14 protein-coding genes are annotated in these 23,752 nt (G+C 55.5%); 11 read left to right on the top strand and 3 right to left on the bottom strand.

Annotation, left to right across the window (positions count from 1 at the left end; all coding sequences use genetic code 11):
- Nucleotides 1–8: 8 nt before the first annotated feature.
- The 6 genes from purN (at nucleotide 9) to Q31a_RS01435 (ending at nucleotide 9,024) form a co-directional block, all read left to right on the top strand.
- Nucleotides 9–635: a phosphoribosylglycinamide formyltransferase gene (gene purN / locus Q31a_RS01460; protein ID WP_145072918.1), complete on the top strand. Its 627-nt coding sequence runs from the start codon at nucleotides 9–11 to the stop codon at nucleotides 633–635.
- A gap of 480 nt (nucleotides 636–1,115) precedes the next feature.
- Nucleotides 1,116–3,317, top strand: coding sequence for a TonB-dependent receptor plug domain-containing protein (locus Q31a_RS01455; RefSeq protein ID WP_145072915.1), 2,202 nt, complete (start codon nucleotides 1,116–1,118; stop codon nucleotides 3,315–3,317).
- 114 nt (nucleotides 3,318–3,431) lie between these two features.
- Complete coding sequence (locus tag Q31a_RS01450) at nucleotides 3,432–4,037, top strand: YfiR family protein (RefSeq protein ID WP_145072912.1); 606 nt, start codon at nucleotides 3,432–3,434, stop codon at nucleotides 4,035–4,037.
- Nucleotides 3,967–6,459, top strand: coding sequence for an ATP-binding protein (locus Q31a_RS01445; RefSeq protein WP_197356013.1), 2,493 nt, complete (start codon nucleotides 3,967–3,969; stop codon nucleotides 6,457–6,459). Before Q31a_RS01450 ends, Q31a_RS01445 begins: the two co-directional genes overlap by 71 nt.
- 137 nt (nucleotides 6,460–6,596) lie before the next feature.
- Nucleotides 6,597–7,670, top strand: a complete 1,074-nt coding sequence (locus Q31a_RS01440) for an HD domain-containing phosphohydrolase (RefSeq protein ID WP_197356011.1) — start codon at nucleotides 6,597–6,599, stop codon at nucleotides 7,668–7,670.
- Complete coding sequence (locus tag Q31a_RS01435) at nucleotides 7,654–9,024, top strand: diguanylate cyclase (protein WP_145072903.1); 1,371 nt, start codon at nucleotides 7,654–7,656, stop codon at nucleotides 9,022–9,024. The genes Q31a_RS01440 and Q31a_RS01435 overlap by 17 nt, the downstream gene beginning before the upstream one ends.
- A gap of 176 nt (nucleotides 9,025–9,200) precedes the next feature.
- Here the strand turns inward: Q31a_RS01435 and Q31a_RS01430 are convergent, their stop codons facing one another.
- Entirely contained in the window at nucleotides 9,201–10,139 is a 939-nt protein-coding gene (locus Q31a_RS01430) for a cation diffusion facilitator family transporter (protein ID WP_231691022.1), read from the bottom strand.
- Nucleotides 10,140–10,312: 173 nt separating this feature from the next.
- Between Q31a_RS01430 and Q31a_RS01425 the strand changes: the two genes are divergently transcribed.
- The 4 genes from Q31a_RS01425 (at nucleotide 10,313) to Q31a_RS01410 (ending at nucleotide 20,024) form a co-directional block, all read left to right on the top strand.
- Nucleotides 10,313–11,680, top strand: coding sequence for a DUF1501 domain-containing protein (locus Q31a_RS01425; protein ID WP_145072900.1), 1,368 nt, complete (start codon nucleotides 10,313–10,315; stop codon nucleotides 11,678–11,680).
- Nucleotides 11,680–14,244, top strand: a complete 2,565-nt coding sequence (locus Q31a_RS01420; RefSeq protein ID WP_197356009.1) for a DUF1549 domain-containing protein — start codon at nucleotides 11,680–11,682, stop codon at nucleotides 14,242–14,244. The genes Q31a_RS01425 and Q31a_RS01420 overlap by 1 nt, the downstream gene beginning before the upstream one ends.
- 319 nt (nucleotides 14,245–14,563) lie before the next feature.
- A complete protein-coding gene (locus tag Q31a_RS01415) occupies nucleotides 14,564–16,591 on the top strand; it encodes a hypothetical protein (RefSeq protein WP_145072897.1) in 2,028 nt (675 codons plus the stop codon).
- A 562-nt stretch (nucleotides 16,592–17,153) separates the two neighbouring features.
- Complete coding sequence (locus Q31a_RS01410) at nucleotides 17,154–20,024, top strand: WD40 domain-containing protein (protein WP_145072894.1); 2,871 nt, start codon at nucleotides 17,154–17,156, stop codon at nucleotides 20,022–20,024.
- Here Q31a_RS01410 and Q31a_RS01405 read toward each other — a convergent pair.
- Complete coding sequence (locus tag Q31a_RS01405) at nucleotides 19,960–21,267, bottom strand: nucleotide pyrophosphatase/phosphodiesterase family protein (RefSeq protein WP_145072891.1); 1,308 nt, start codon at nucleotides 21,265–21,267, stop codon at nucleotides 19,960–19,962. The two genes, Q31a_RS01410 and Q31a_RS01405, sit on opposite strands and share 65 nt — an antisense overlap.
- Before the next feature lie 209 nt (nucleotides 21,268–21,476).
- Here Q31a_RS01405 and panC point away from each other — a divergent pair, with 209 nt between their 5' ends.
- On the top strand, nucleotides 21,477–22,322 hold the full coding sequence (gene panC / locus Q31a_RS01400; RefSeq protein ID WP_145072888.1) for a pantoate--beta-alanine ligase: 846 nt from the start codon (nucleotides 21,477–21,479) through the stop codon (nucleotides 22,320–22,322).
- A 31-nt stretch (nucleotides 22,323–22,353) separates the two neighbouring features.
- Here the strand turns inward: panC and Q31a_RS01395 are convergent, their stop codons facing one another.
- Nucleotides 22,354–23,661, bottom strand: coding sequence for an MFS transporter (locus Q31a_RS01395; RefSeq protein WP_145072885.1), 1,308 nt, complete (start codon nucleotides 23,659–23,661; stop codon nucleotides 22,354–22,356).
- Nucleotides 23,662–23,752 lie beyond the last annotated feature (91 nt).

Raw genomic sequence — 23,752 nt, 5'->3', positions numbered from 1 at the left:
GGCTCCTCATGCAAAAACTTCGCATCGCTGTTCTGATATCTGGGGGTGGAACGACACTCAAGAATCTGATCGATTGGCAATTGGCAAGGGAACTTCCCGTTGATTTCCAACTGGTAATCAGTAGCAATCCCGATGCGCAGGGCTTGAAGCATGCCCGGGCAGCCAGCATTCCAACTCAAATTGTTTCACGCAAGGATTTTGCCACCGCCCAAGAACACTCCGCACGCATTTTCGATCTGTGCCAGGAACACGATGTGCAATTACTTGTAATGGGCGGATATGTCGAGCATCTCCTGATCGCTCCCGAGTATGAAAACCGCGTCATTAACATTCATCCCTCACTGATCCCTTCGTTTTGCGGTCAGGGATACTACGGCAAACGAGTTCATCAACGCGCCGTTGAATACGGCGTTAAGACATCCGGATGCACCGTCCACTTTGTCGACAACGAGTACGACCACGGCCCCATCATCGCCCAGCGCGCCTGCGCGGTCTACGATACCGACACCTCGGACAGCCTGCAAAACCGAGTCTTTGAACTGGAATGCCAACTCCTGCCCGAAGCCATTGCCGCTATCGCCGAAGAGCGTGTCGAAGTACGTGGGCGAGTCGTTCACGTCCATGCGATCATTTAAACCACTCAACCGCCGGCCACGCTCCTTACTGGACAAACGCGTAGCCAGCAGCGGATCCAGCTGGCGGGACGAGAGCGTTGGCATTTCTACGCGGCAAGTTGCCAAGCGCGGACTGGCTCGTCCAGCCAGCCCGAGAAGTTGCTTTCGAGCAATGCCTCTACCCTTTTCGCGCAGCTACCGGCGTCAACTGACGGCAGGTGTCGCTTCACGCTTATACTAGCATTCTCGCCTGCAGGAAAAAATAAACGCTGGCCAGCCGCCGCCATGACGGACGCGATGGGCGCCTTGCATTGAGAGCGACCGCTCTGAGCATGCCGAGTGGCGTTCACCATGCCGAACAACCCTTAGACTTTCACATTCAGATTTCAAAATAGGCATATTCGGCGCAAAAAGAGAATGCGATCTGGCCGCCCCACCCGATGCACCCCCTAAGAGATGCAAGAGATCAGCAATCTAGAATGAATTGGCAAGGATGCCCGCTTGAATACGTTGCTTGCCAACCGAAGCCTGATATTTGCGACCCTGCTACTTGCGCCTGCGATGCTTGAGAGCGAGCAGCTGCATGCTCAAGACCTTCTCAAAGAATCTGTGGCACTGGGGATTTTCGCCGGGAATGCCCCCACTGCATCGAGTGCAGGACCAACGGGCGCCGCCTGGAATCCTCAAAATCTTGGGGTCGCAGAGGAAAATCCAACCGAAGTAGCGGAGAATATTGACGAGGACGAGGATGAGCTCGACTCCCTGCTGGACATGGCAGACAAAGATGTGGGTGAACTGGCCAATGTCAGTGTCCGTAGCCATGCTACCGCTCCGGCACTGCAAACCGAAGTGACATCGGTGAGTCGCCAGAAGAGCACCGTTGGCCGGTCTCCGGCTGCGATTTTTGTCATCTCCAATGAAATGATCCGTCGCTCTGGGGCGCGTACGATTCCCGATGTACTACGGATGGCCCCTGGGGTACAGGTAGCGGCGATTGATGCCAATAAATGGGCGGTCAGCATTCGTGGTTCCAACGGCCGATTTGCCAATAAGCTGCTGGTGCAAATTGACGGCCGGACCGTTTACACCCCCATGTTCGGAGGAACCTTTTGGGACGTCCAAGATTTATTGTTGGAGGACGTCGAACGGATTGAGGTCTCGCGTGGCCCAGGTGCAAGTGTATGGGGTGCCAACGCGGTCAATGGGGTCATCAACATCATCACCAAAAACGCTTCAGAGACGCATGGCACCTACGTGGAAGCGGGAGCCGGAACCGAACAGCGTGGATTCACCAGTGCCCGCCACGGTTGGAGAACCCAAAGTGGCGTTGACATGCGAGTTTACGGGAAATGGCATGAGCATGACCGCGGTTACGTCCCCGACGGTCAAGCTCACGATGATTGGCGAATGGGACGCGGTGGCTTTCGCGCCGACTGGCAACCCGATAGCGACTCCGGTTGGACGTTCCAAGGCGACGCCTACGATGGAACGACAGGCCGTGAGAATATTTACCCGGCCGCGTTGACTCCCTTCTCCGAGAACCTAGTGGATGATGCCGCCCTGGCTGGCTGGAACACGTTGTTGCGGTACACCCAATCCACTGGCGAAGATAGCGACTGGTCGATTCAAGCCTACTACGATCGGACCGAGCGGACTTACAAAGCCAAAAAGTTTCGCGAAGACCGCGATACCTTAGACATCGATTTCCAACATCGATTTAGTTGGTTTGAGAGGCATGCTTTTATTTGGGGAGCTGGATATCGGAATTCCCGCGACAGGATTGAAAACTCACCTCTCTTTCTGACTTTCAGCCCAGATCGACGCTCGGTCGATCTGTTCAGCTATTTCGTTCAAGATGAGATCACCCTGCGAGAGGATGAGCTGTATTTCACGACTGGAGCCAAATTCATCCATAGCGATTACACTCCGTTTGAATTTCAGCCCACCGCTCGGTTGCTATGGACTCCTACGGAAAGCCAATCAATTTGGGGCTCCTACTCTCATGCGGTACGCTCTCCGACGCGAGTCGGGGACGATGTCCGTTTAGCCATGCTCTCCCAACCTGCCGCTCCGGGAGTGTTCCCCCTGTTTACTGGCAACCACGACTTTGCGTCCGAAAACTTGGATGCTTGGGAAATTGGTATGCGTTCGCAGCCAACACAGCGTTTTTCTTGGGACGCAGCCGCCTTCTATTTTAATTACAACGATTTGCAATCCGTGACTCGCGGGACTCCCTATTTGGACGCCACGATCCCGGCCTACTTCCTACCGTTGAATATTGCCAACGACGGAGAAGGACGTAGCTACGGCTTCGAATTAGCGACCAACTATCAGATTCGAGACGGGTGGCGACTCTATGGAGCGTACACCAGCTTGAGGGAGAAACTGTCAAGCGATGGTACCAACGTAGACAGCAGCCCCAACAATCAAGTCTACCTCCAGTCTTCGTGGAACTTCGCCCACCAAACGACGCTCGATGTGATGTGGCGTTATGTCGATAACCTGCGTGCCCAACAAATCCCAAGCTACAACACGGCCGATGTGCGGTTGGCTTGGAGCCCGAGCAGCTACTGCGAAATTTCGCTAGTCGGCCGAAATCTGCTCGACATTGATCATCCTGAATTTGGCAACGACGCTTTTACCAGCAATATCGCTACAAACGTACAGCGTGAGTTCTACGGCATGGTCGGTTTACGCTATTGAGTATCTCCCGCTTGGTAAACGGGAACCTATCCTCTGGTAGTAAATCGGGAGAGCGTTCTTCCTTGATGCCTAGCTCCAATCGAATTCCCTCTCACGCTGTGGAGTCGTAGCAAGATGCTTTCCGCAGCACTTCGATTGTTCGCATCGCTGCTGGGAATCTTGTGTTTTGCTGCCTGGGCGACTGGCCAAGAGGCCACCACGACGTCGCCCGAACAAGCTGCAATTCTGAAAATCGCCAAGGCAGACAACATTAAGGCTGTCTATCTCTATAGCTTTGGGCGTTTTACTCAGTGGCCCGCCCAAGAGTTCGCCCTCCATCCGGAATTTCGGATTGGAATTGTTGGATCCGCCGGAGTTCGCAGCAGCCTGGAGAAGATCGCCGGCAAGCGGACGGTACACGACCGGCCTATCAAGGTCATCTACTACCAGTCCGTGCTCGATGTCGAGCTGACAGACTGCGATCTGCTGTTTGTGTCCGCAACGATCTTTCCAGTCGATATCGCCGCCCTGATGGGGCGATTGCAAGAAACTTCGGTTTTGACCGTTACCGAATCCTCCTCGCGTCCCAACGGGACCGTGGTCAACTTCGTGGAATCCAATGGGCAGATTCAATTTGAGATCAACCTAGAGGAAGCGAAACGTAAACAACTTGCAATGGACGCGAGATTACTACGCCAAGGAACTAGAATGCAACCCCATAGCCCTAGCCAAAGCCCCTGATATCTTGAGCGATTGCCATTCAAAGACGTCGCATCACTTCGTCCCGAAAACACCGTCCCAGTTGCTGCGCAATGTGTCGATTAAGACCAAGCTCTTTATCCTTGCCTCCACCTCGGCGGTACTTGCACTGCTTATCGGCTTTGCTGGTATGGCCGCACATGACTTGCAGTTTATTCGCCAATCCAAAGTCGACCAGTTGGAATCCCAAGCCAAGATGCTGGCGTTCAATAGCACCGGTGTGCTGACATTTCAGGACCAGGCAGCCGCCGGTGAACTACTTGCTTCAATGGCAATGTATCCAACAGTCGAATACGTGTGCGTGTATGACGACACGGGAAAATTATTTGCAGAGTTCAGCTCCACCCCCAATTCTGCAGTTCGCCAAACGGAATCACTCCCCAGCGGTTATCGCATCACAGACAAGGGCATCGAAGTCTTTCATCCAATCACCGATGAGCAAGAGCAGATCGGATCCATTTACGTGTTGGCCAACATGTCGGATCTATACGCTCATATTCGTCGCTATTTACTGATTGGCGCTGGGATCATGCTACTATCCTTGGCAGGCGCTGGGGCGATGTCGTTCCTGCTGCAACGCTCCATTTCAGAGCCGGTTAAGGATTTAGCCCTTGCAGCAAAATCGGTAAAGGAGGGAAAAGACTTTGCGATCCGGGTCTCCCCACAGTCCAACGACGAATTGGGCGAACTGGGCGTCACCTTCAACAGCATGCTGGACGAAATCCAATCTTCCAAAGCAGCCCTGCAATCGGCGAACAACCGCCTAGAGGATCGCGTGCAACAACGCACCGCACAATTGACACAGGAAATCGAAAATCGCCAAATCGTGCAAGACGCTTTGGTAGTCGCTCGCGATGAAGCAGAAGCGGCCAGTCGAGCGAAGAGCGAATTTCTTGCGAACATGAGTCACGAAATCCGCACACCTCTCAACGGCATCCTGGGTTTTGCCGAACTTCTGACTCAATCCTCCGCCAGTGCGGATCCAGCACTCCGCCAAGACTACCTGGAAACAATCTCCTCCAGTGGTCAGCACCTACTGGCCTTGATCAATGACATTTTGGATCTTTCCAAGATCGAAGCAGGACAATTGGAGGTCGAACTCTCTCCTTGCTCACCCCACGATGTGCTGAACCAAGTCGTCAGCGTAATGCGAGCGCAAGCACAACAAAAGGGACTGGAGCTGCGATATGAGTGGAAGAGCAAAGTTCCCGAATCGATCGTAACCGACGGCGGACGGCTACGACAATTGCTGATGAATCTAGTGGGCAATGCGATCAAATTCACGGTTGAAGGATCTGTGAGGATCAATGCCGAACTCGACCCTTCCACTGAAACGTTAACGATTCGAGTCATCGATACTGGTATTGGCATTCCTAGCGAAAAGCAATCGCGGATCTTCAGCCAATTCGCCCAAGCCGACAACTCAGTCACTAGACGCTATGGTGGCACCGGCTTGGGTCTGGCTATTTCTCGCAGGTTATCATCGGCACTTGGAGGTGAGCTGCAGGTAGAGAGCCAGGAAGGGCAGGGGAGTGTCTTTATTTTGAAGGTGAAGACAGGTCCACTCCACAACGTGGACTTGCTCGTCGCTCCGCCTGCTGATGCTCTGATGGGGACTCTCGACTCTATCCCCGTCGAAACAATTCGCTTGCCCGCGAGTTCAGTCCTGCTGGTTGAAGATGGCGAGATCAATCGCAAGCTGGTGAAGATCATGCTGGAGGATGCGGGCGTTTCGGTAACGACTGCCGAAAACGGCTGGCTGGGAGTCCAGACGGCGCGGCGCGAGCCGTTTGACCTGATTGTGATGGATATGCAAATGCCCGTGATGGACGGATATACCGCAGCATCCAAAATCCGAGAGGAGGGAATCACAACCCCCATCCTAGCTCTCACCGCACACGCCATGAAAGGGGATGAAGAGAAGTGCTTGGCCGCCGGTTGCTCGAATTACTTGACCAAACCGATTCGGGCCGCCGTCTTGCTAAGCACCGTTCGCAATTTGCTTTGCCAGGGTAAACCTGGCTCGGTCGCCAATCTCCCCCCTCCCACCTCTGAGCCTGTCACACCGCCAAGTTCCGCTAAGTACTCTCCCGCACAACTCAAATCCACCCTACCTCTGGAGATCCCGATCTACCAAGAGATTGTGGAAGAATTTGTGGGTTTCCTCAATAGTCATGTGCACGATATGCAGACGGCCTATGTCAAGCGAGATTTCGAAGCCTTAACTCAGTTAGCGCATGGGCTGAAGGGGGCTGGGGGTACAGCCGGATTTGCCGCTCTAACCGATCCATCAGTCCACCTCTGGGATGCAGCCAAAGAAGAAAACCTGACCGACATCGAAGAATCCTTGGCTGTGCTGGGCGAATTGACCCAACAAATTACAGCCACTCCCCAAGTATGTTGAATCATTTCACCGCATCCCCTCGAACTCTGAGCTAGTGTTCACTACATCCCAAGAACAACATTCGAATCTCTTCCGCTTTCGGGACTCGTAGGCCCAAGATGCTCGCCACCATCAGCGAATTGACGTCGTCAACGATTATGATCATTGACGACATCCCAATTAACATTAGGGTTGCGCGTGCTCACCTTGAGACAGCTGGATATCTCAACTTCATCACTTTGTCCGATCCAGCGGAAGCATTGACTGCGATCCGTAATGCGAATCCTGACGTGTTACTGCTCGACATCATGATGCCGGGCATCAGTGGCTTAGAGATCCTACAAGCGTTGCGGGCGGAACCAGAAACCCAGCGACTACCTATCCTTATCCTTACAGGTGCCGATAGCCGCGACCTAAAGAATCAAGCGCTCCGATTGGGAGCCACCGACTTCTTGACTAAGCCGATCGACGTCGATGAATTGCTTCCGCGCGTTCGCAACAGCCTACTGGTGAAATCTTACGAGGACGATTTGCGAGCCCAGGTCGACCAGCGTACTGTGGAACTGGAGCAATCGCAAAATGAACTGATTCACTGCTTGGCCCGCGCGGCCGAGTTTCGCGATAGCGACACCGGCGCTCATATTGTCCGCGTTGGAAAATATGCGGCGATTATTGCGGATGAATTGGGAATGCCTCCAGAGCATATTGCAAGGCTGCAGCAAGCGGCGACCCTTCACGATGTCGGAAAGATCGGAATTCCTGATTCCATCCTTCGAAAAGAAGGGAAGCTGAACGAAGAGGAAATCGACAAAATTCAAAAGCACTGCGGATATGGTGGCCAAGTACTGGGTGCCCCTTCGACCGAATTCAATCTGTCGTTGGCCAATCATGCGGTCATTGGTGCTCAGATCATGGAAGTCTGCAGTTCACCGACTCTCACCTTGGCACGCACGATCGCATTAACGCATCACGAATGGTGGGACGGAACGGGATATCCACTGGGCCTGAGTGGTGAAAACATTCCGCTGGAGGGACGAATCACTGCAGTGGCAGATGTCTTTGATGCGTTGAGTAGCCGTCGCCCCTACAAGAAAGCATTTTCGTTAGACCAATGCTTAAGCATCCTGGACGAAGAAAGTGGATCCCATTTTGATCCTCGCATCGTTGCTGCATTTTTAAATAGAGTTTCCGATATCGTAAAAGTACAGCTTGAGCATGCAGATGTCTGTTGATCCTGTAACCGGCATGAAACGGCCGCAAGTGCTTGTTGTGGATGATCATCCCACGACAAGAAAGCTAATGTCTGCATGGCTTGAATTATCTGGTTACCAGGTCGCTCAAGCTGAGGACGGAATTCGAGCCTGGTCTGCAGCTGAATTCGATTGCCCGCCGATTGTGGTCACCGATTGGAATATGCCCGAGATGTCGGGGCTCGATTTATGTCGGTCCATCCGAGCGAAACTTTGCAATGAACATGTCTATATCCTCATAGCAACTTCACGCGATTCAGGAGACGACCTCTCCGAAGCGATGGCTGCTGGTGCCAACGACTTCCTGTCCAAACCCATTCAGGAAGACGAGTTTCTCGCCAGAATCCAGAATGCCGAAAACGCGATTCGCCAGCTCCAAATCCAAACCGAACTTGCTGAAATCGATGGATTGACCGGTCTATTGAACCGCCGGACCTTTGTGGAACGAAGCCAAACGGCCATTGAAGCAGCCATGGCGCGCAACCGCCCCGCTTCATGCCTGATGATGGACATCGATCTCTTCAAACAGTACAACGACGAATACGGGCACGCCGTAGGGGACGAGGTCCTGCGATTGGTGGGTAGCATCATCAAGGAAATGTGCCAGCACCAGGAGCTCGCGGGGCGTCTGGGAGGCGATGAGTTCTGCCTTTTCCTCACCGATTACGAAGAGCCACAAGCGGTGCAATTTGCCGAGGAACTGCGGAATCGGATCGCTAGCCGATCCGCCGATGTGATCGGTGCCAAGATGATGGTACGAACGACCATGGGAGTCAGTCCCTTGTTGGGGCATTGTGAAAACCTCACCGCTCTACTTGAACAAGCAGACCGGGCCCTGTTGGCAGCCAAAAGCGAGGGACGCGACCGAACCCAAAGCTACTCAAGTCTCCAACGTCAACAACTGCAGACTTGCGATCTATCGGTCGAAAGCCATCTCACTGACTTGAAGGGCACCACAGCCGACAAGCTCATGACGACTTCAATTGCCATCTACGGAGAACAAGAATCCTTTCGCACCAGTCTGGCATCCTTCCTGGCTTCTAATGCCGACAGCGCTTGTGTTGTCAATCAAAACCAGCAATTGGTCGGCATGGTCTCGGAACGCGACTACCTCAATGCCATGGCTTCACGCAAAGAGCTAGACACCCCTTTACGTGATCTAATGAATTGCAACATCGCTCGATTTACTCCCGAAACAACCGCCGACCAAATCTGGCAAACCCTACAGCGCACCCCAATGCTTCGTAGCGTAGTGGTCGACGAGAACGGAGTCCCCTTGGGGATGATCGAACGCCGAGCGTTGCTATCCTTGTTGCGAGACATTGGCAACATCTAACCAGCGAGCCTTATTTCCGTTTTGAGCCTGAGGAACTTGCTAGCATCGATGCCAGTCGTCGCGAAAAGCACGGCGACGCTCACGCTAGCAAGCAGAGCAGGGGCGACGACACACAGGCCTCCCGTATCAGAAGCACACGACTCCACTAAACACGACACGACACTGCACCTAACACATCACTCGCTCGTCGCACGACCTACAGTGGGTGCTCCAACGTCGCTTTCCACAAACGGTTCGAGGTGCACCAACACGTCGCGAAGTGCTGCAAAGTCGTGCAGCAAGCAGTCCTTCACGTGATGGCCGATCCGATGACCTTCAGCGACCGTTAAATACTCGTCGACTTGAATATGAATATCGGCGAAGTACTCTAGCCCCGACTTCCGCACCCACAGCTTCTCCACATTCTTGACACCGGACACCTTGATGGCCGCATCTCGGATCTCCGAGACAACCGCTGGCGCCGCTTGCACGTCCATGAGCTCATTGGCACTGCTACGGAAGAGCTGGATTCCCGACCCGACGATGGCTACCACGACAAACAGTGATGCGGCCTCGTCAGCCCACATGAAGTCCTGGCCTCCCAATCGGATCGCCGCCAATCCCAACAACACGGCAAGCGCGCAGAGTGCGTCGCTGCGGTGGTCCCAAGCATTGGCGATGATGGCCGCTGAGCCGGTGCGCTTGCCGACCCGTACCTTGTAGTGATAGAGCGATTCTTTAATCACGATGTTGGCAGCAGCTATCCAAAGCGTCCAGACGGGAGGGATCTCATGCTGCTCAGAAAAACGCTGTACAGCTTCCCATCCGACGAATAGAGCGGAAATGATAATTAGGATTGCCACATTGGATGCAGCAATGCCCTCGGCCCGCGTGTGTCCGTAGGGATGCTCGTCATCGGGCGGACGCTGGGCAACGCGAAGGGCAAAAAGAACCACCACCGTCGAAATCACATCACCGATTGAATTTACGGCATCAGCGATCAAGCCGAACGAGTGCCCTAGGATGCCTCCTACCAATTTCACAATTCCCAGCATCAAATCGATCGACAACCCAAGCCATGCCGCGCCCGCGACCTCGCGGTACAGAGCGGTCGCAGTTTTAGGCTCAGGAGGCATGAGAAATCCTTTGTCATGGGTAGAGAACAGGAGCCTAACGGAAAGAATGGGTAGGGGAATGCAGGGATAGAGGCTTGCATCTTACGGGGACTTATGCACACAATAGAGCAAGCGAATAGTAGATATTCCGCCTCCCACCTCCCACTCCCACCTTCTACCGAATTGGTATCGCTATGCTCACATTGTATGGCAAGCCGGATCGCCTCTGTGGCGGACTTTCCAGACGCAGTTTCCTAACCATCGGAGGGCTGACCTTCGGCGGCAGTGGATTGGGACTATCGAGCATCCTGCGGGCGGAATCGCAGCAGGCAGCAGGCTCGGCGCCATCGAGCACTACGGGACTGGGACATAAAGCGGTCATCAATGTCTTTCTGGCAGGGGGACCACCCCACCAGGACATGTGGGAAATCAAGACCGAGGCACCTTCGGAGATCCGTGGCGAGTTTCGTCCAATTCCCACCAATGTGCCAGGCATCCAAATTTGCGAGGTGTTCCCCAAACTGGCTGCCATGATGGACAAGGCTGCCGTGATTCGATCGGTCGTCGGTTGCAAGGATCGGCATGAATCGTCTCAGTGCTTGACCGGCTGGATTTCCACCGAGATGCAAGCCCTCGGGGGACGCCCCTCTATTGGCTCCGCAGCCGCCAAATTGCAGGGTGCCGTTGACCCGGCAGTTCCCGCCTACGTTGGCCTAGCCGCCCCCGCCAAACACGCGCCTTGGTCCGACGCCGGTACGCCTGGATTTTTAGGTACCAGCTACGCCCCGTTCAAGCCCGATGGCCCGGGCATGGACAACATGAAACTCAATGACATTTCGCTCGAACGCCTCCGCGACCGCCGCGCATTGCTGTCGAGCCTCGACAACCTTCGCCGCGACATCGACACCTCCGGCATGATGGCAGGCATGGACGCGTTTGGCCAACGTGCCTTAGATGTCCTAACCAGTAGTAAATTGCTCGATGCTCTCGATCTAACCCAAGAGGACCCCGCAGTCGTTGAACGCTATGGTGACGGAAAACCTTACAAGTATCAGTACGATGGTGCCCCAACGTGCAACGACCATCTCCTCATCGCGCGTCGCTTGGTCGAAGCCGGAGCCCGCTGCGTCAGCCTCAGCTACGGTCGATGGGATAGCCACGGCCAAAATTTTGACCTCGTCCGTGATCATGGAACCAAGCTCGATCAATGCCTCAGCGCCTTGATCAGTGACCTCGACCAACGAGGCATTCTCGATGATGTGACCGTCGTGGTCTGGGGAGAATTCGGACGCACCCCAAAGATTAACGCCAGTGCCGGACGAGACCACTGGTCGCAAGTAAGTTGCGCCTACATTGCCGGGGGAGGCATTCGCGCCGGACAGGCCATCGGTGCCACCAACCGTCTCGGCGAACACGCCACAGAACGCCCCGTGGATGTCCAAGAAATCATCGCCACACTGTATCACAACCTTGGGATTGATACGGCCACTACCGCCATCGTCGATCCGACCGGTCGCCCCCAGTACCTCGTCGATGCCAGCCCAGTAAGTGAGTTGATTTAATGCACAAAACACTCCTGCTCGGCTTCGCGATGTACCTGGGATCGTCATGGATCTCGGGTCCCGTGAGGCCGGTCGCGGCTGCAACTGCGGAAACGGTGCGTCTCGAATTCAACACTCCTCACACCGCCCCTCCCCAGCCTCCCGTCACTTCCCCCCCAGCACCCGAGCTTGAGGTGCCTCCGGGGCTACATCTCGTAGGACGCGATGCCCGTTGGCAATTGCAACTCACGCTCAACGCCCGTTCGGAGGATGGCCAGGTTCAGCAGCGCGACGCGACGCGCGCGGTCACCTACCAAGTCGTTCCGCCTCATCTGGCGAGTGTGGATGACACGGGCTACGTTATACCATTGGCCTCCGGTGCTGGAGAACTAGTTGCTACGTGGACAAATCCTCAATCGGACGCCGTGGAATCGAGTGGAGCCGAAACGCTCTCCGCTAGCTTGCCGATCCACGTGACTGGCGTGGAGGAGACACAGCCAGTCAATTTCCCCAATCAAGTCACCCCAATCTTCACCAAATACGGCTGCAATGGCGGTGGATGCCATGGCAAGGCTGCTGGGCAAGCTGGTTTCAAGCTGTCTCTGCTCGGATTTGAACCACGCGAGGACTACGAGCATCTAGTGCACGAATCGCGAGGTCGCCGCGTGTTCCCGGCCGTCCCCGCCAGAAGTTTGCTCCTGCAAAAGGCCACCAACGAATCGCCTCATGGGGGCGGGCAGAGAATCCAAATCGATTCACCCGAGTACCGTATCCTGCAGCGTTGGATCGGTAGCGGCATGCCCTACGGAAGCGATGCAGATCCGGTAGTCACCCATGTGGAAATGCTGCCAACAGAGCGGCGACTGGAACGCGGCGAGTCTCAGCAATTAGCGGTGCTGGCCCACTATTCAGACGGATCGATCGAAGACATTACCCGAACCGCGCTCTTTGAATCGAACAACTCCGAACTTGCACAAGTCGATCAACGCGGTTTGGTACAACTTGGACAGAACCCCGGCGACGTCGCCATTATGGCGCGCTACCAAGGTCAAGTCGCTGTATTTCGGGCGAGCATTCCACTGGGGGTAACCATCGAAACCTGGCCGACACCAATCAATTTGGTCGATAGCTTCGTCTTCGACAAACTGAAAACATTGGGAATCCCACCTTCGCAGGCATGCGATGACTCAACCTTCATTCGACGCGTAACCCTGGACCTGTGTGGCCGATTGCCGACTGCCGCCGAATCGCTCGCCTACCTTGAAAGCAGCGATCCTAACAAGGTTGAGAGCTTGGTCGAACGCTTGTTGGCAAGCACCGCCCACGCAGAGTTCTTTGCCAAAAAATGGAGCGCGATTCTGCGGAATCGCCACGACACCCCCGGGCAACAGTTCGCTGCCTACGCCTTTCATGATTGGTTGAGATCCAGCTTTCAAGACAATAAGCCCTACGATCAATTGGTGCGTGATATCCTCACTGCAACCGGTTCAATGGAGACCAACCCAGCCGTGGCTTGGTTGAGCGAAGTTACCACTGCCGAGGCGCGGGTTGAAGATGCTGCCCAACTGTTTCTCGGTCAACGTCTGCAGTGTGCCAATTGCCACCACCACCCGTTCGAAAAATGGAGCCAGACCGACTATTTCCAAATGGTCGCCTTCTTCTCCAAAGTCACTCGCAAAGAGGGTCCCACCCCCGAACAACCTCGTTTCGTATCCCGTGTCGGTGGCGCTAGCGCTCCACACCCCAAGACGGGCGCACCGCTCCCTCCTGTAGGACTCGATGCGGAACCGGAGCCGATTGCAGAGCTGGACGATCCGCGTGAAAATCTAGTCGACTGGATGGTTGCGCATGACAATCCTTACTTCGCGAGGGCACTGGTCAATCGCTACTGGAAACACTTCTTTGCCGTCGGTATGGTGGAGCCAGAAGACGACATGCGGGTTACCAACCCCCCTTCGAACCCCGAACTACTAGATGCCCTGGCAGAATCCTTCGCCTCAAGCGGATACGATCTGAAGGCGTTGATGCGGCTCATCTGTACTTCCAATACCTATCGTCGCAGCTCTGATGCAAACGAACATAACTTGGGGGACCACAGTTACGCGCGGTACTACCCGAAGCGACTTTCCGCAGAAGTACTCTTGGATGCCGTCGACGAAGTCCTCTTAACCCACACGTCCTACGCTGGCATGCCAGTCGGTACCAGGGCAGTGAGCCTTCCAGACACAAGCTTCAATTCCTACTTTTTGGATGTCTTCGGCCAACCCGATTCAGCCACGGCCTGTGAATGCGAGCGTTCCCAGGAAACTACACTTGCACAGAGTTTGCATCTGCTGAACTCCAAAGAAATTCAATCCAAACTTTCCGACGATGCTGGGTTGGCAGCCAACTACGCCAACAGCTCCGATGGAGTCGCTCGCAATGTGGAGCAATTGTATCTGTCTGCGTTCAGCCGGCGTCCCACGGCGGTCGAATTGCAAACAGCAGTTCAGTACTTGGAAAACAAGTCTGACCAACTGCGTCAAGCGTACGAAGACCTCGTGTGGGCGGTTCTCAACAGCAAAGAGTTTGTCTTCAATCACTAGTGATCGTCTAGCCTAAGCTTTCGGCCTGCATGCCGGTGGGGTTCGGCCCAGTCCGCGGGGACTAAGCCTCAACAGCTTGCGGGTTGAGTAGCCTTGCTACGGGTTTAGAACAACGAAGCCCTGGAATCAAGCAATGCACGAAGCCTTAGCTCTTTGTCATTGCCATACAGCCAGGTTTAGCGCGTTTGGAAAGAGGTATATCACTCGTACTAAGCTCACCCCACGATTTGTGCCCCCCGCAACCAACGAATCCTTGCCGCAGCCCCCATATCCATCCCACCACGTCATCCCACCACGTCATCCACCTGCCGACCCCTCCATGAATCTGAATTTCCGTTCACTGCCCTGTGCTGCGCTGCTTTTCATGGCACTGCACCAGACCACCACCAGCCTATGTGCACAGATTCCATCGATTGAAGTACGAGCACTTTCTCAAGCGGTCGCGCAAGCGGGTTCTCAAATTGAGCTGAGTATCGCAGCGGGCGAGCATACCGGCGACCTTCAGAAGCTCCTATTTTCAACCCCAGGAATCAACGCGGAGCAGGGGAGCACGCCAGCGGAAAATCCTAGCGAACCGGCAGCGCCCAGTGGGATTTTTAAGGTCACCATTCCACCTCAGGCTCCAGCCGGTATTTGCGAAGTGCGCGCTGTTGGACGCTTGGGGGTCAGCAACCCGCGGGCCTTGGTCATCACCCAACAGCCAGTCGTGAAGATCTCCGCCGATCACTCGACTCTCTTGACCTCCCAAGACCTATCCTCTCAAGAATTGCTAACCGACAAGATTATTGTGGCGCATTGCCAGCCGCAAAAGAGAAATTACTACCGCATCAGCCTATCCGCTGGTGAAACTCTCCGCGTCAGTTGCTATGCACAAGCGCTCGATTCACTTGCCACTCCCACACTTAGTCTCCTCTCTCCGCAAAGTGAGGAACTATCTCGCTCCCGCGCCACCGGGAGCTGGCCAGCAGAAATCAGCTACCAGACGCAAGAGGCAGGTGAATACTATCTAGCCGTGCATGACTTCCTCTTTGGCGGCGGAGTTGAGTATGCCTACGCACTAGAACACAAAATTGATAGCGGGAAGGCACCGCCATCCCCAATGGAGCTCGACCAACTCCTCCGCCCCACGCTGGAAGGCACGGCGACAAGTTTCCATATAGACCAAATCGCTGCGCACTCGATCGCCACTGAGCAGGTGCTCGCCAACTCGCAAACCCCACCGTTTGCGATTCCCTTTCAACTGCAGAGCGATCTCAACCAAACAACCTTCGACTTCAGGGCCACACAAGCGCAACCCTTGTGGATCGAAGTTTCCTCGGCCGCCTATGGTCAGTTGACAGACCCCAATTTGATCCTTTACCAGTTGCCAGCCTCTCAGGACACCAATACCGCAGCGCAGCCCACGCGAATTACCCAACAGGACGATGCGCCTCAAATTGGCGACGCAGCTGTTAAACTCACGAGGCGTGATCCTCAATTCGTGTGGACTGCCCCAGCCGACGGGACCTACCAACTGGAGCTGCGCGACAACGAAAGTGGGAGCCGTCCCGCTGAAGCCACACAATTCCGAGTGAGCGCAACTCCCCTACATCCGGATTTTGAATTGCTGGCCTACCGCAACTCCCTCACCAACAACCCAGCTGCGTCTCATCCTTTCGGATCCAACCTACTGACCGAAGGAGCGGAAACCATTCGTATCCTTGTCGTCCGCAAGCATGGATTTAGTGGTGCCGTTGAAGTGTCCGCAGAGGGATTACCTGACGGACTGTTAGCGCCACCGATTGTCATACCAGAGAACGGTAGCGAAGGCTCCTTAACCCTATTTCGTGCCGCCGAATCCACGGCCTGGATGGGTCCGGTGCAAATCCATGGGCACAGCCAGAGCGACGCGAACACCGCCGCAATTGCCCAGCCAGCCACGATTGTCTGGGCCGCATCTCCGGTGCACAACTCAGTGCGTTCCCGATTGACTTCCGAGTTATGGATCGGAGCAAACTCTTCCGAAGCGGCCCCTCTTTCAGCGCAGCTTGGTTCCCAGGAAATACTGGAGGTTGCTCAAGGTGGTAAGTTATCGATTCCCATCCAACTCCATCGTCAGCCAGGAGGGCAAGCCGACTGCCTTTTCCGTCCCCAGCATTTACCTCCTAAGACCTCGGTGGCTGACGTCACCATTGCCGCCGCGCAGTCCGAGGGTACCATTGAGTTGGTTGTAGCAGCTGATGCACCGATAGGTGAATTCACTTTCTGGTTGCAGAACGAAACCAAGATCAAATGGGAAGAAAAAGAGCTCACGACCTGGATCCCCACGCTACCACAGCGGGTGCGTATCACGCCAGCTGCGCCGTAGCCACGCGCTCCGCTTTGTCGAAGCTGCACTCCGTGGCTCAAGTAAAGCCGGATGCGCGGCGACTAGTGTTCGTTTCGAGGGTGCGAGCTTAGCGTTCGCCTAAAAATGCAACGAACTCGATAAACCGGAAAGACAAGAGTTTCGAAGTGTCCCCATCCGGAGGGCGAAGCGAGGCTCCCCGAGTCAGCCGCAGCCCGCACATTGCTCGTGCCACCTAGCATCGCGCGACAAACACGAAACTCGCCCGCCTCTTCGGCTGGCTACCGACCGCGTCCACGTCGCACAACGCGCCGACGTGGGCACCTGCTAGAGAGCAATCCCTCAAGCGTGCGCGATCGGACAAGCTCCCGAATCATTCGAGAGACAGCGCCTCAAGGGGAATGCATTTCTCGCCAAAACATGAGGAACAAACTGAAAAACATAGGAGTGCCGCAGACTTGTCGGCACAACAAACCCAGTACCAATCTGTGACAAATCACTTGATTTTGAATTACAATTGAACAAGAGGTTCGACACCTCCGACTCTCCCCGCCTTCCTCCACTTGCACCCGCCGATATTTCCATGAAATTCTATTGCGAGCGTTTGCTCTCCACCGGTTGCTATGCACTAGTCTTGCTAGCTGCAACGGACCTTGCGTTCTTATCGCAGCCCGCCTGGGCCGCGGATGAAGCTCCTGAAAAGCCGGCCCCTGCCGCGTCAGTTGACTTCCGGCAGGAGATCTTCCCACTCCTCTCGCAAAACTGCCTGGCCTGCCATAACGCCAAAAAGGCTGAAGGAGGCCTCAATCTTGAGTCCCACGCAAGCCTCATGCTGGGTGGCGACTCGGGCGCGGCGGTGATGGCATCCAACCTGGAGGAGAGCTACTTGCTCACACGCGTAACGGACGACTCAGAGGGTTTGATGCCTCCGGAAGATAACACGGTGGGAGCCAAACCATTGACTGCAGAACAATTGCAATTGTTGCAAGCATGGATCGCGCAAGGAGCACTCGACTCAACCTCGTCCACCTCCACCAGTACGAGTTGGACGCGAATGCCAGCCGAACTCAACCCCATCTACGCTTCGGCGACCTCAGCAGACGGCAATCTTCTAGCCGTCGGCCGCGGCAATCGTGTAGAGCTCATTGATCAACAAACTCCTACTGAGACAACTCCTCGACAAACACTCATCGACCCCTCGCTGAAACTCTCCGACGGCAAGCCGCTCGACGCTTCACATTTTGACATTGTTCACTCGCTTGCTTTCAGCCATGACAGCCAGCGACTAGCAACTGGCGGCTACCGGAGTGTAAAACTTTGGCGACGACAAACCAATGCCGTACAGCATCTAGCAGGCCTACCCTCTGGTGTCACGATGGCCACCCTCTCCCCCAACAACTCCCGCCTCGCTTACGCAACGGGCGAATCTAGTTTAGAGGTCGTCGATCTGCAATCGGGGCAATCTCACCGCTTCCTCAAGTCTCACAGCTCGCCCATAACGGCATTAGGCTGGGTTTCGGAGGATCATTTGCTCTCATGCGATGCATCTGGTGCAGTGTCCTTAACGACGGCCACCACCTACCAGGCTAGTCGCCTCCAACTGCCGGAGAACACCCCACAGATTCAACGCTTGCTGAGTGTCGGGGAGCACGTACTCGCGAGATCAGACGCTGGAAAACTTGCCAAACTATCGATCCAGGACCCGACCGGCAAGCCGCTCTCCTTCGCTCACACAGGTGACCAAGGATCTCAACAGGAACAAGCACTTACACTCTCTCTTCAATGGCTTGAATTGCCGGAGGAGATTACCGCACTGGACGCAGTCACCGCACCAACACCACTTTTGGCTATTGCACTCAAGAGTGGTGTACTGCAAGTTCTCGACTTAACGACTCTATCGCTAGTGAAAGAGTTCCCAGCGGCGGGTGCCTGCCGTTTCCTCACACTCAGCCTGGATGGTGCTCTACTTGCAAGCACGCTGGAAACGGGAGTCAGTCAACTCTGGAGTCTGGAGAGTGGCGAAAAGGTATGTAGCCTAGACAAGGACTACGTTCAATCCCAACGCTTAACAATGGCGGAGAGCGACGCAGCTCGCCAAAAGTTCTTAGTCGAAAAATATACGGCACAGGTGCCGACCCTGAAGACCGCTTCTGAAGCGGAAGAGGCCGCCCGAGTCAAAGTCCAAGAGGCCCGGGACAAAGCTGCAGAGGAACTGAAGACCAAAGATGCGGAGCTGGCGACTGCCCAAACCGGCGTAAGCGATACCGAAGCGGCTCTCGCCTCCGCCCAGGCGGCTGTGGCTGCGGCGATGAAGCAGGTCGAGACGGTTACCGCCGAGCTGGAAGCCAAGAAGAAGGCCGCCGAGGAAGCCAGTGCAAAACAAAAGCTTGCCCAAGAAGAATTGGCCAACCGAGAACAAGCCCTAGCCACATCCACCGACAGTGCTGAACGCGCCGCGGCGCGCATCCCAGAAATGGAATCTCTCGTCTCCCTCGAGAGTGAGCGATTGACGGAAAAGCAAGCTGCCGTCGAACAGTTGGCTCAGCAACCCGCTCCACTGGCTCAGATCGCTTGTCAATTCAGCCACGATCGCCAGCGGATCATCATGGCAAGCACGGACAACGTGGTTCGAGTCTATGACACCCAAACGGGACGCCCCATTGTAAACCTGTTGGGCGCAACCAGCAGTCTTGCCGAGCTGCAGCCGTCTGCAAAGGGTTCGGACCTACTGGCCCTAACGGTCGACGGACGCGTTCTTGCCTGGAATTTAGCACTTCCCTGGCAGCTGGAGCGGGTTATCGGCACCGCCGACGAATCTCCATTCAGCGACCGCATCACCGCCCTAGACTTCTCACCTGATGACCAAAAACTGGCGATCGGAAGTGGCCCGCCAAGCCGCTTTGGGGACATTCAATTGCTCGAGGTGTCGACCGGCGAAGTCCTCAAGGACTTGGGACAAGCTCACAGCGATAGCGTGCTGAGCCTACGCTTCTCCCCGGATGGCCGCTGGCTTGCCTCGGGCGGAGCCGACAAACTTTGCCGCTTGTTCGATGTCGAGTCGGGCGAAATGATTCGTGCATTCGAAGGGCACTCTCACCACGTCCTAGCTGTCGATTGGCAGAACAATGGCCAACAACTGGCAACTGCGAGCGCGGACAATTCCATCAAGGTATGGAGCGCCGACACCGGGGAACAGCAACGGACGATTGCCGGATTCAGTAAAGAGGTGACCTCAGTGCACTATCTGGGTCAAACCACTCAGTTCATTGCTACCGCCGCCGACGGTTCCGTGCGGCTTTACAATGCGGACGACGGAAAGCAGATCCGAGTGTTCAGCGGAGCCGAAAATGCGATCTACTCCGCCGCTCCATCGGCGGATGGAAAACGCGTCACGGTTGGCGGCCAGTTGGGCCAACTTTGGAGCTGGCAAGTAGACGACGGACATAAGCTTTAAAGTCGCGCATGTCTGTCGGGGCATCTGGCCCGACAATGACTGCCCCCTCGGAATCACTTGGACGCAAACCATGGCTCCCCTTTACCAGGCTGGGGTCGAGGGGAATAACGTCCATGCGGTATCGCATCCCCAGTTTCTTTTGCAGCAGCCGAGCCGCCGCCCGCAACGGAGAGGTCATGAACAATTCGCAAGGGTCGTATCCTGGCTTGCGATGAATGTCAACGGATGTCGCAAAATCGGGTGCCCTCCGATCGTCTAACCAGTAGTAGTAGACGAACCATGCGTCGTCGTTTGCCAGGGCGATGAGCTCTCCACTGCGTGCGTGATCGAGCTGAAGCTCCCCCGGTTCCACCACGGATGCAACACCTGGCAAATCCTCCACGATGCGCCGTACCTCGGCCGTACACCGGACATCGTTGATGTAGATATGAGCCAACTGATGGTCTACCACCGCAAAGGCTTTGGAATCCATCGTCATCAGTGTTTCGCCAAAGGGCCCATCTCGCACCTCCAGCAAACCCGCGCGGCGCAGCGCTCGATTAATCTCAACTGGCCTGGAAACCGGCACGAGACCGTACTCGGAAACCACGATGGGAGTCGCACCTATATCCTCCGCAGCGTCAATGACCATCCCCGCACATCGATCGACCTCGCGCACGCGCTCCGGGTCATGAATCGGTAGACGCTGAAAATCGTAGTCGAGGTGCGGAAGATAAACCATCGTCAATTCTGGTCGCTTCCGGCGCATCACCAGTGCAGAAGCTCGGGCGATCCAGTCCGAACTCGGCAAGCCAGCCTTGGGCCCCCAAAAGCTGAAGAAGGGAAATTCGCCCAGCTCCGTAGTCAAATCACACTCCGTCTTGTCAAGAATCCCAAACGCTTTGGAGCCATCGCTCCCATAGTAGGGCTTGGGCGTGGCAAACCACGTGACAGGTGCCCCCTGATTGAACCACCAGAACATTTTTGCAGTCGGTACACCTTCGTACAGTTTCTCCCCCGCCATCAAGCGATTCGACTGTTGCCAAAAACGAATCTCCCCCGTGTCGCGGAAATACCAGCCGTTGCCCACGATACCATGCTCCCGTGGGCTGAGCCCAGTTAACATCGTCGCCTGGGACGTACAGGTAACCGCCGGGTAGGGGCTTTGCCAGCCGTGAGCCTTTCCCACCGAGGCAATGCGCGGCGCATGCTCCACCAATTTTTGCGTCAAGCCCACAACATTGATTACGCAAACTTTACTCATCCGATTACAATCTTCAATTCAGTCACACGTACGATCGCAACGCCAACGACAGCCGGCGAGCAAGTCAAGGATTCGGGCGGCAGCTACAGGTGCCGGATACCGTTCACGGGGACGGACCCCAGAACGCGTCGCACCACAGGTCCAGGCATCCCCCGTTTCCGCCCACACGTAATTTTTGCCAACGCCACAATATACTTGGAATTTGATCCGTGAAGATAGTCGAAACCCCCACCGAAGCCTATGCGCACACCGATCACTGGCGACGCGAGGGATTGCGTATCGGCCTGATTCCGACCATGGGTGCCCTGCATGCCGGACACCTGTCACTCGCCGAACGAAGCCGACAGGAGTGCGATATCACCGTCGTTACCATTTTCGTTAATCCCACCCAATTCGGTCCCCAGGAAGACTTCGGACGCTACCCGAGAACACTGCAGGAGGACTTGCTGCAACTCAAACAGCTAGGGGTCGACATGGTCTTCACTCCGCCGCGCGAGCGAATGTACCCCGAGGGATTCTCCAGCTCGGTCCAGCCCCCAGCCATCGCAGAACCACTGGAAGGGGTGCGTCGACCTGGACACTATCAGGGGGTCGTGACCATCGTCCTCAAACTATTTCAGATCGTCCCCGCAACGATCGCCTATTTCGGCCAGAAGGATTACCAACAATTGGCGGTGATTCGGCATATGGCTAATGACTTGAACGTCCCCATCCGTATCGAGGGCTGCGAGACGGTTCGGGAACCCGACGGATTGGCCATGAGCAGTCGGAATCGTTACCTGAGTCCCGAAAAACGGCATGCGGCACTCGGCTTATGGAAGGCCCTGTCGCACGTAAAGGCTGAGGCAGCAAACGGACAGACCGCCATCGCTACGCTGGAGAAGCAAATGGAAACCATCTTGTACGACGCTGGCGTCGACCGCATTGACTACGCCCGCATCGTCGATCGCGATAGCCTAGCGGATCTCACCCTACTCGACCGACCTGCCGTCGCTCTGATCGCCGCCCATGTTGGTCCCACTCGGCTCATCGACAACTTGGTCCTAGACGACTGACGTTCGGACGGGCAGTGACCGCACGAACAATTCAGTGCACTCCGGCCAAGGGTTCGCCAGCATCCACGCTCGCTTCGGCCGCCGCTTCCAAGCAAATCTCTTCAGCCGAAATCGGTTCCTCCACTACGATTCGAACTCTGCCAGCCAGCACAATTGTCAATAAGGTCGCCCCAGCGGAGATCCAACCAATAGTGCCAAAATGCTCGATCCTCCCATCGGCTGCCTGCGTGACCAGCAATCCCCCGCCATAAGCACCGATGCCACTAGCCATGTGCTGAATCGAAGAGTTGGCGCTTAGGAAGGCTCCGCGACGCTGAGGGGCGACACTACTGGTCACCATGGCCATCGCGGGAATCATACGTCCCACATTGCAAACCATCAACGCTCCGAAGACACAGATTGCAAGCAACACACGCCCCTCGGGCAGGTGCGTGATCGTAAGAAACATCAAGGCAGACAACGGAGCAACCCAGCGGTAAACTCTCAGCTTGCCAAATTGATCTGCCAGCCGGCCTACGATTGGCGCGGCAAACAAGGTCAATAAGCCACCCGCTATGTACACTAAAGGCAATTGCTGTTCGGTCATTCCCACGTTACTCACCAAGTAGGGGCTGAGAAACGGAAACACGGTAAAGCTGCTAATCATCAATGTTACAATCAGAGCGAACGCATTCAGGTGATCACGGTGCGTGAAAGTGTCGCGCAGCGAACGCAACGGCCTGGCTTGGACTTGATCGACATGCGAGTTCAGCGGTGGAAGTGCGTACCACGCCAGTCCCAGCACAGGCAGGCCCCCCATGGCTAAAGCGATAAAGGGCATGTGCCAACCGAAATTGGTCCCAATCACCAGCCCCAAAGGAACTCCCGCCACGGAGGCCAAGGCGAATCCGGTCATCAGGGAGCCGGTGGCTCGCCCCCGTCGCTCCTCGGGGAAAACATCACCGATGATGGCCATCGTAATCCCGCCCAGAATTCCACCAAATCCGCCAGTCACAATGCGAGCTACGACCAAGGCTTGGTAGTTCGGTGCAAATGCACAGCACAGGGTTCCCAGCAAGAAGCCAGCGAAAAGAAACAAAAATGCGGCTCTGCGCGAGAAACGATCGACCACCGCTGCGGCAATCAAACCCGCCACCCCAGCGGCAAAGGTGTAGGAAGAAACAATCAGGGCGAACTCGGCAGGACCAATCTCCAGAGTCCGCATGAGTTGCGGCCCTAGGGGCATTACAATCATAAAGTCCACGATGGTGGTGAATTGCACCGCTGCTAAGAGTAACACGACGATGCGTTCAAACCTTCGCTGCTCGGGCGCCGTCGCACTGCTTTCAGCTCTCGTCATGAATCATGGAACCTTTTACGCAAATAGTTATCGAGCAATCCACCAAGGTGTATCACCCAAGGGTGACTCCTCCAAGGTCTGAATGGTTCGC

It is taken from the genome of Aureliella helgolandensis, from assembly GCF_007752135.1.
GTDB classification, from domain to species: domain Bacteria; phylum Planctomycetota; class Planctomycetia; order Pirellulales; family Pirellulaceae; genus Aureliella; species Aureliella helgolandensis.
This window is presented reverse-complemented; position numbering and strand designations above follow the sequence as displayed.

Excerpts from the sequence above, each read along its gene's own strand:
- purN (WP_145072918.1), top strand. The coding sequence starts at position 9 with ATGCAAAAACTTCGCATCGCTGTTCTGATATCTGGGGGTGGAACGACA.
- Q31a_RS01450 (WP_145072912.1), top strand. The coding sequence starts at position 3,432 with ATGCTTTCCGCAGCACTTCGATTGTTCGCATCGCTGCTGGGAATCTTG.
- Q31a_RS01440 (WP_197356011.1), top strand. The coding sequence starts at position 6,597 with ATGATCATTGACGACATCCCAATTAACATTAGGGTTGCGCGTGCTCAC.
- Q31a_RS01435 (WP_145072903.1), top strand. The coding sequence starts at position 7,654 with ATGCAGATGTCTGTTGATCCTGTAACCGGCATGAAACGGCCGCAAGTG.
- Q31a_RS01430 (WP_231691022.1), bottom strand. The coding sequence starts at position 10,139 with ATGCCTCCTGAGCCTAAAACTGCGACCGCTCTGTACCGCGAGGTCGCG.
- Q31a_RS01425 (WP_145072900.1), top strand. The coding sequence starts at position 10,313 with ATGCTCACATTGTATGGCAAGCCGGATCGCCTCTGTGGCGGACTTTCC.
- Q31a_RS01420 (WP_197356009.1), top strand. The coding sequence starts at position 11,680 with ATGCACAAAACACTCCTGCTCGGCTTCGCGATGTACCTGGGATCGTCA.
- Q31a_RS01415 (WP_145072897.1), top strand. The coding sequence starts at position 14,564 with ATGAATCTGAATTTCCGTTCACTGCCCTGTGCTGCGCTGCTTTTCATG.
- Q31a_RS01410 (WP_145072894.1), top strand. The coding sequence starts at position 17,154 with ATGAAATTCTATTGCGAGCGTTTGCTCTCCACCGGTTGCTATGCACTA.
- Q31a_RS01405 (WP_145072891.1), bottom strand. The coding sequence starts at position 21,267 with ATGAGTAAAGTTTGCGTAATCAATGTTGTGGGCTTGACGCAAAAATTG.
- Q31a_RS01395 (WP_145072885.1), bottom strand. The coding sequence starts at position 23,661 with ATGACGAGAGCTGAAAGCAGTGCGACGGCGCCCGAGCAGCGAAGGTTT.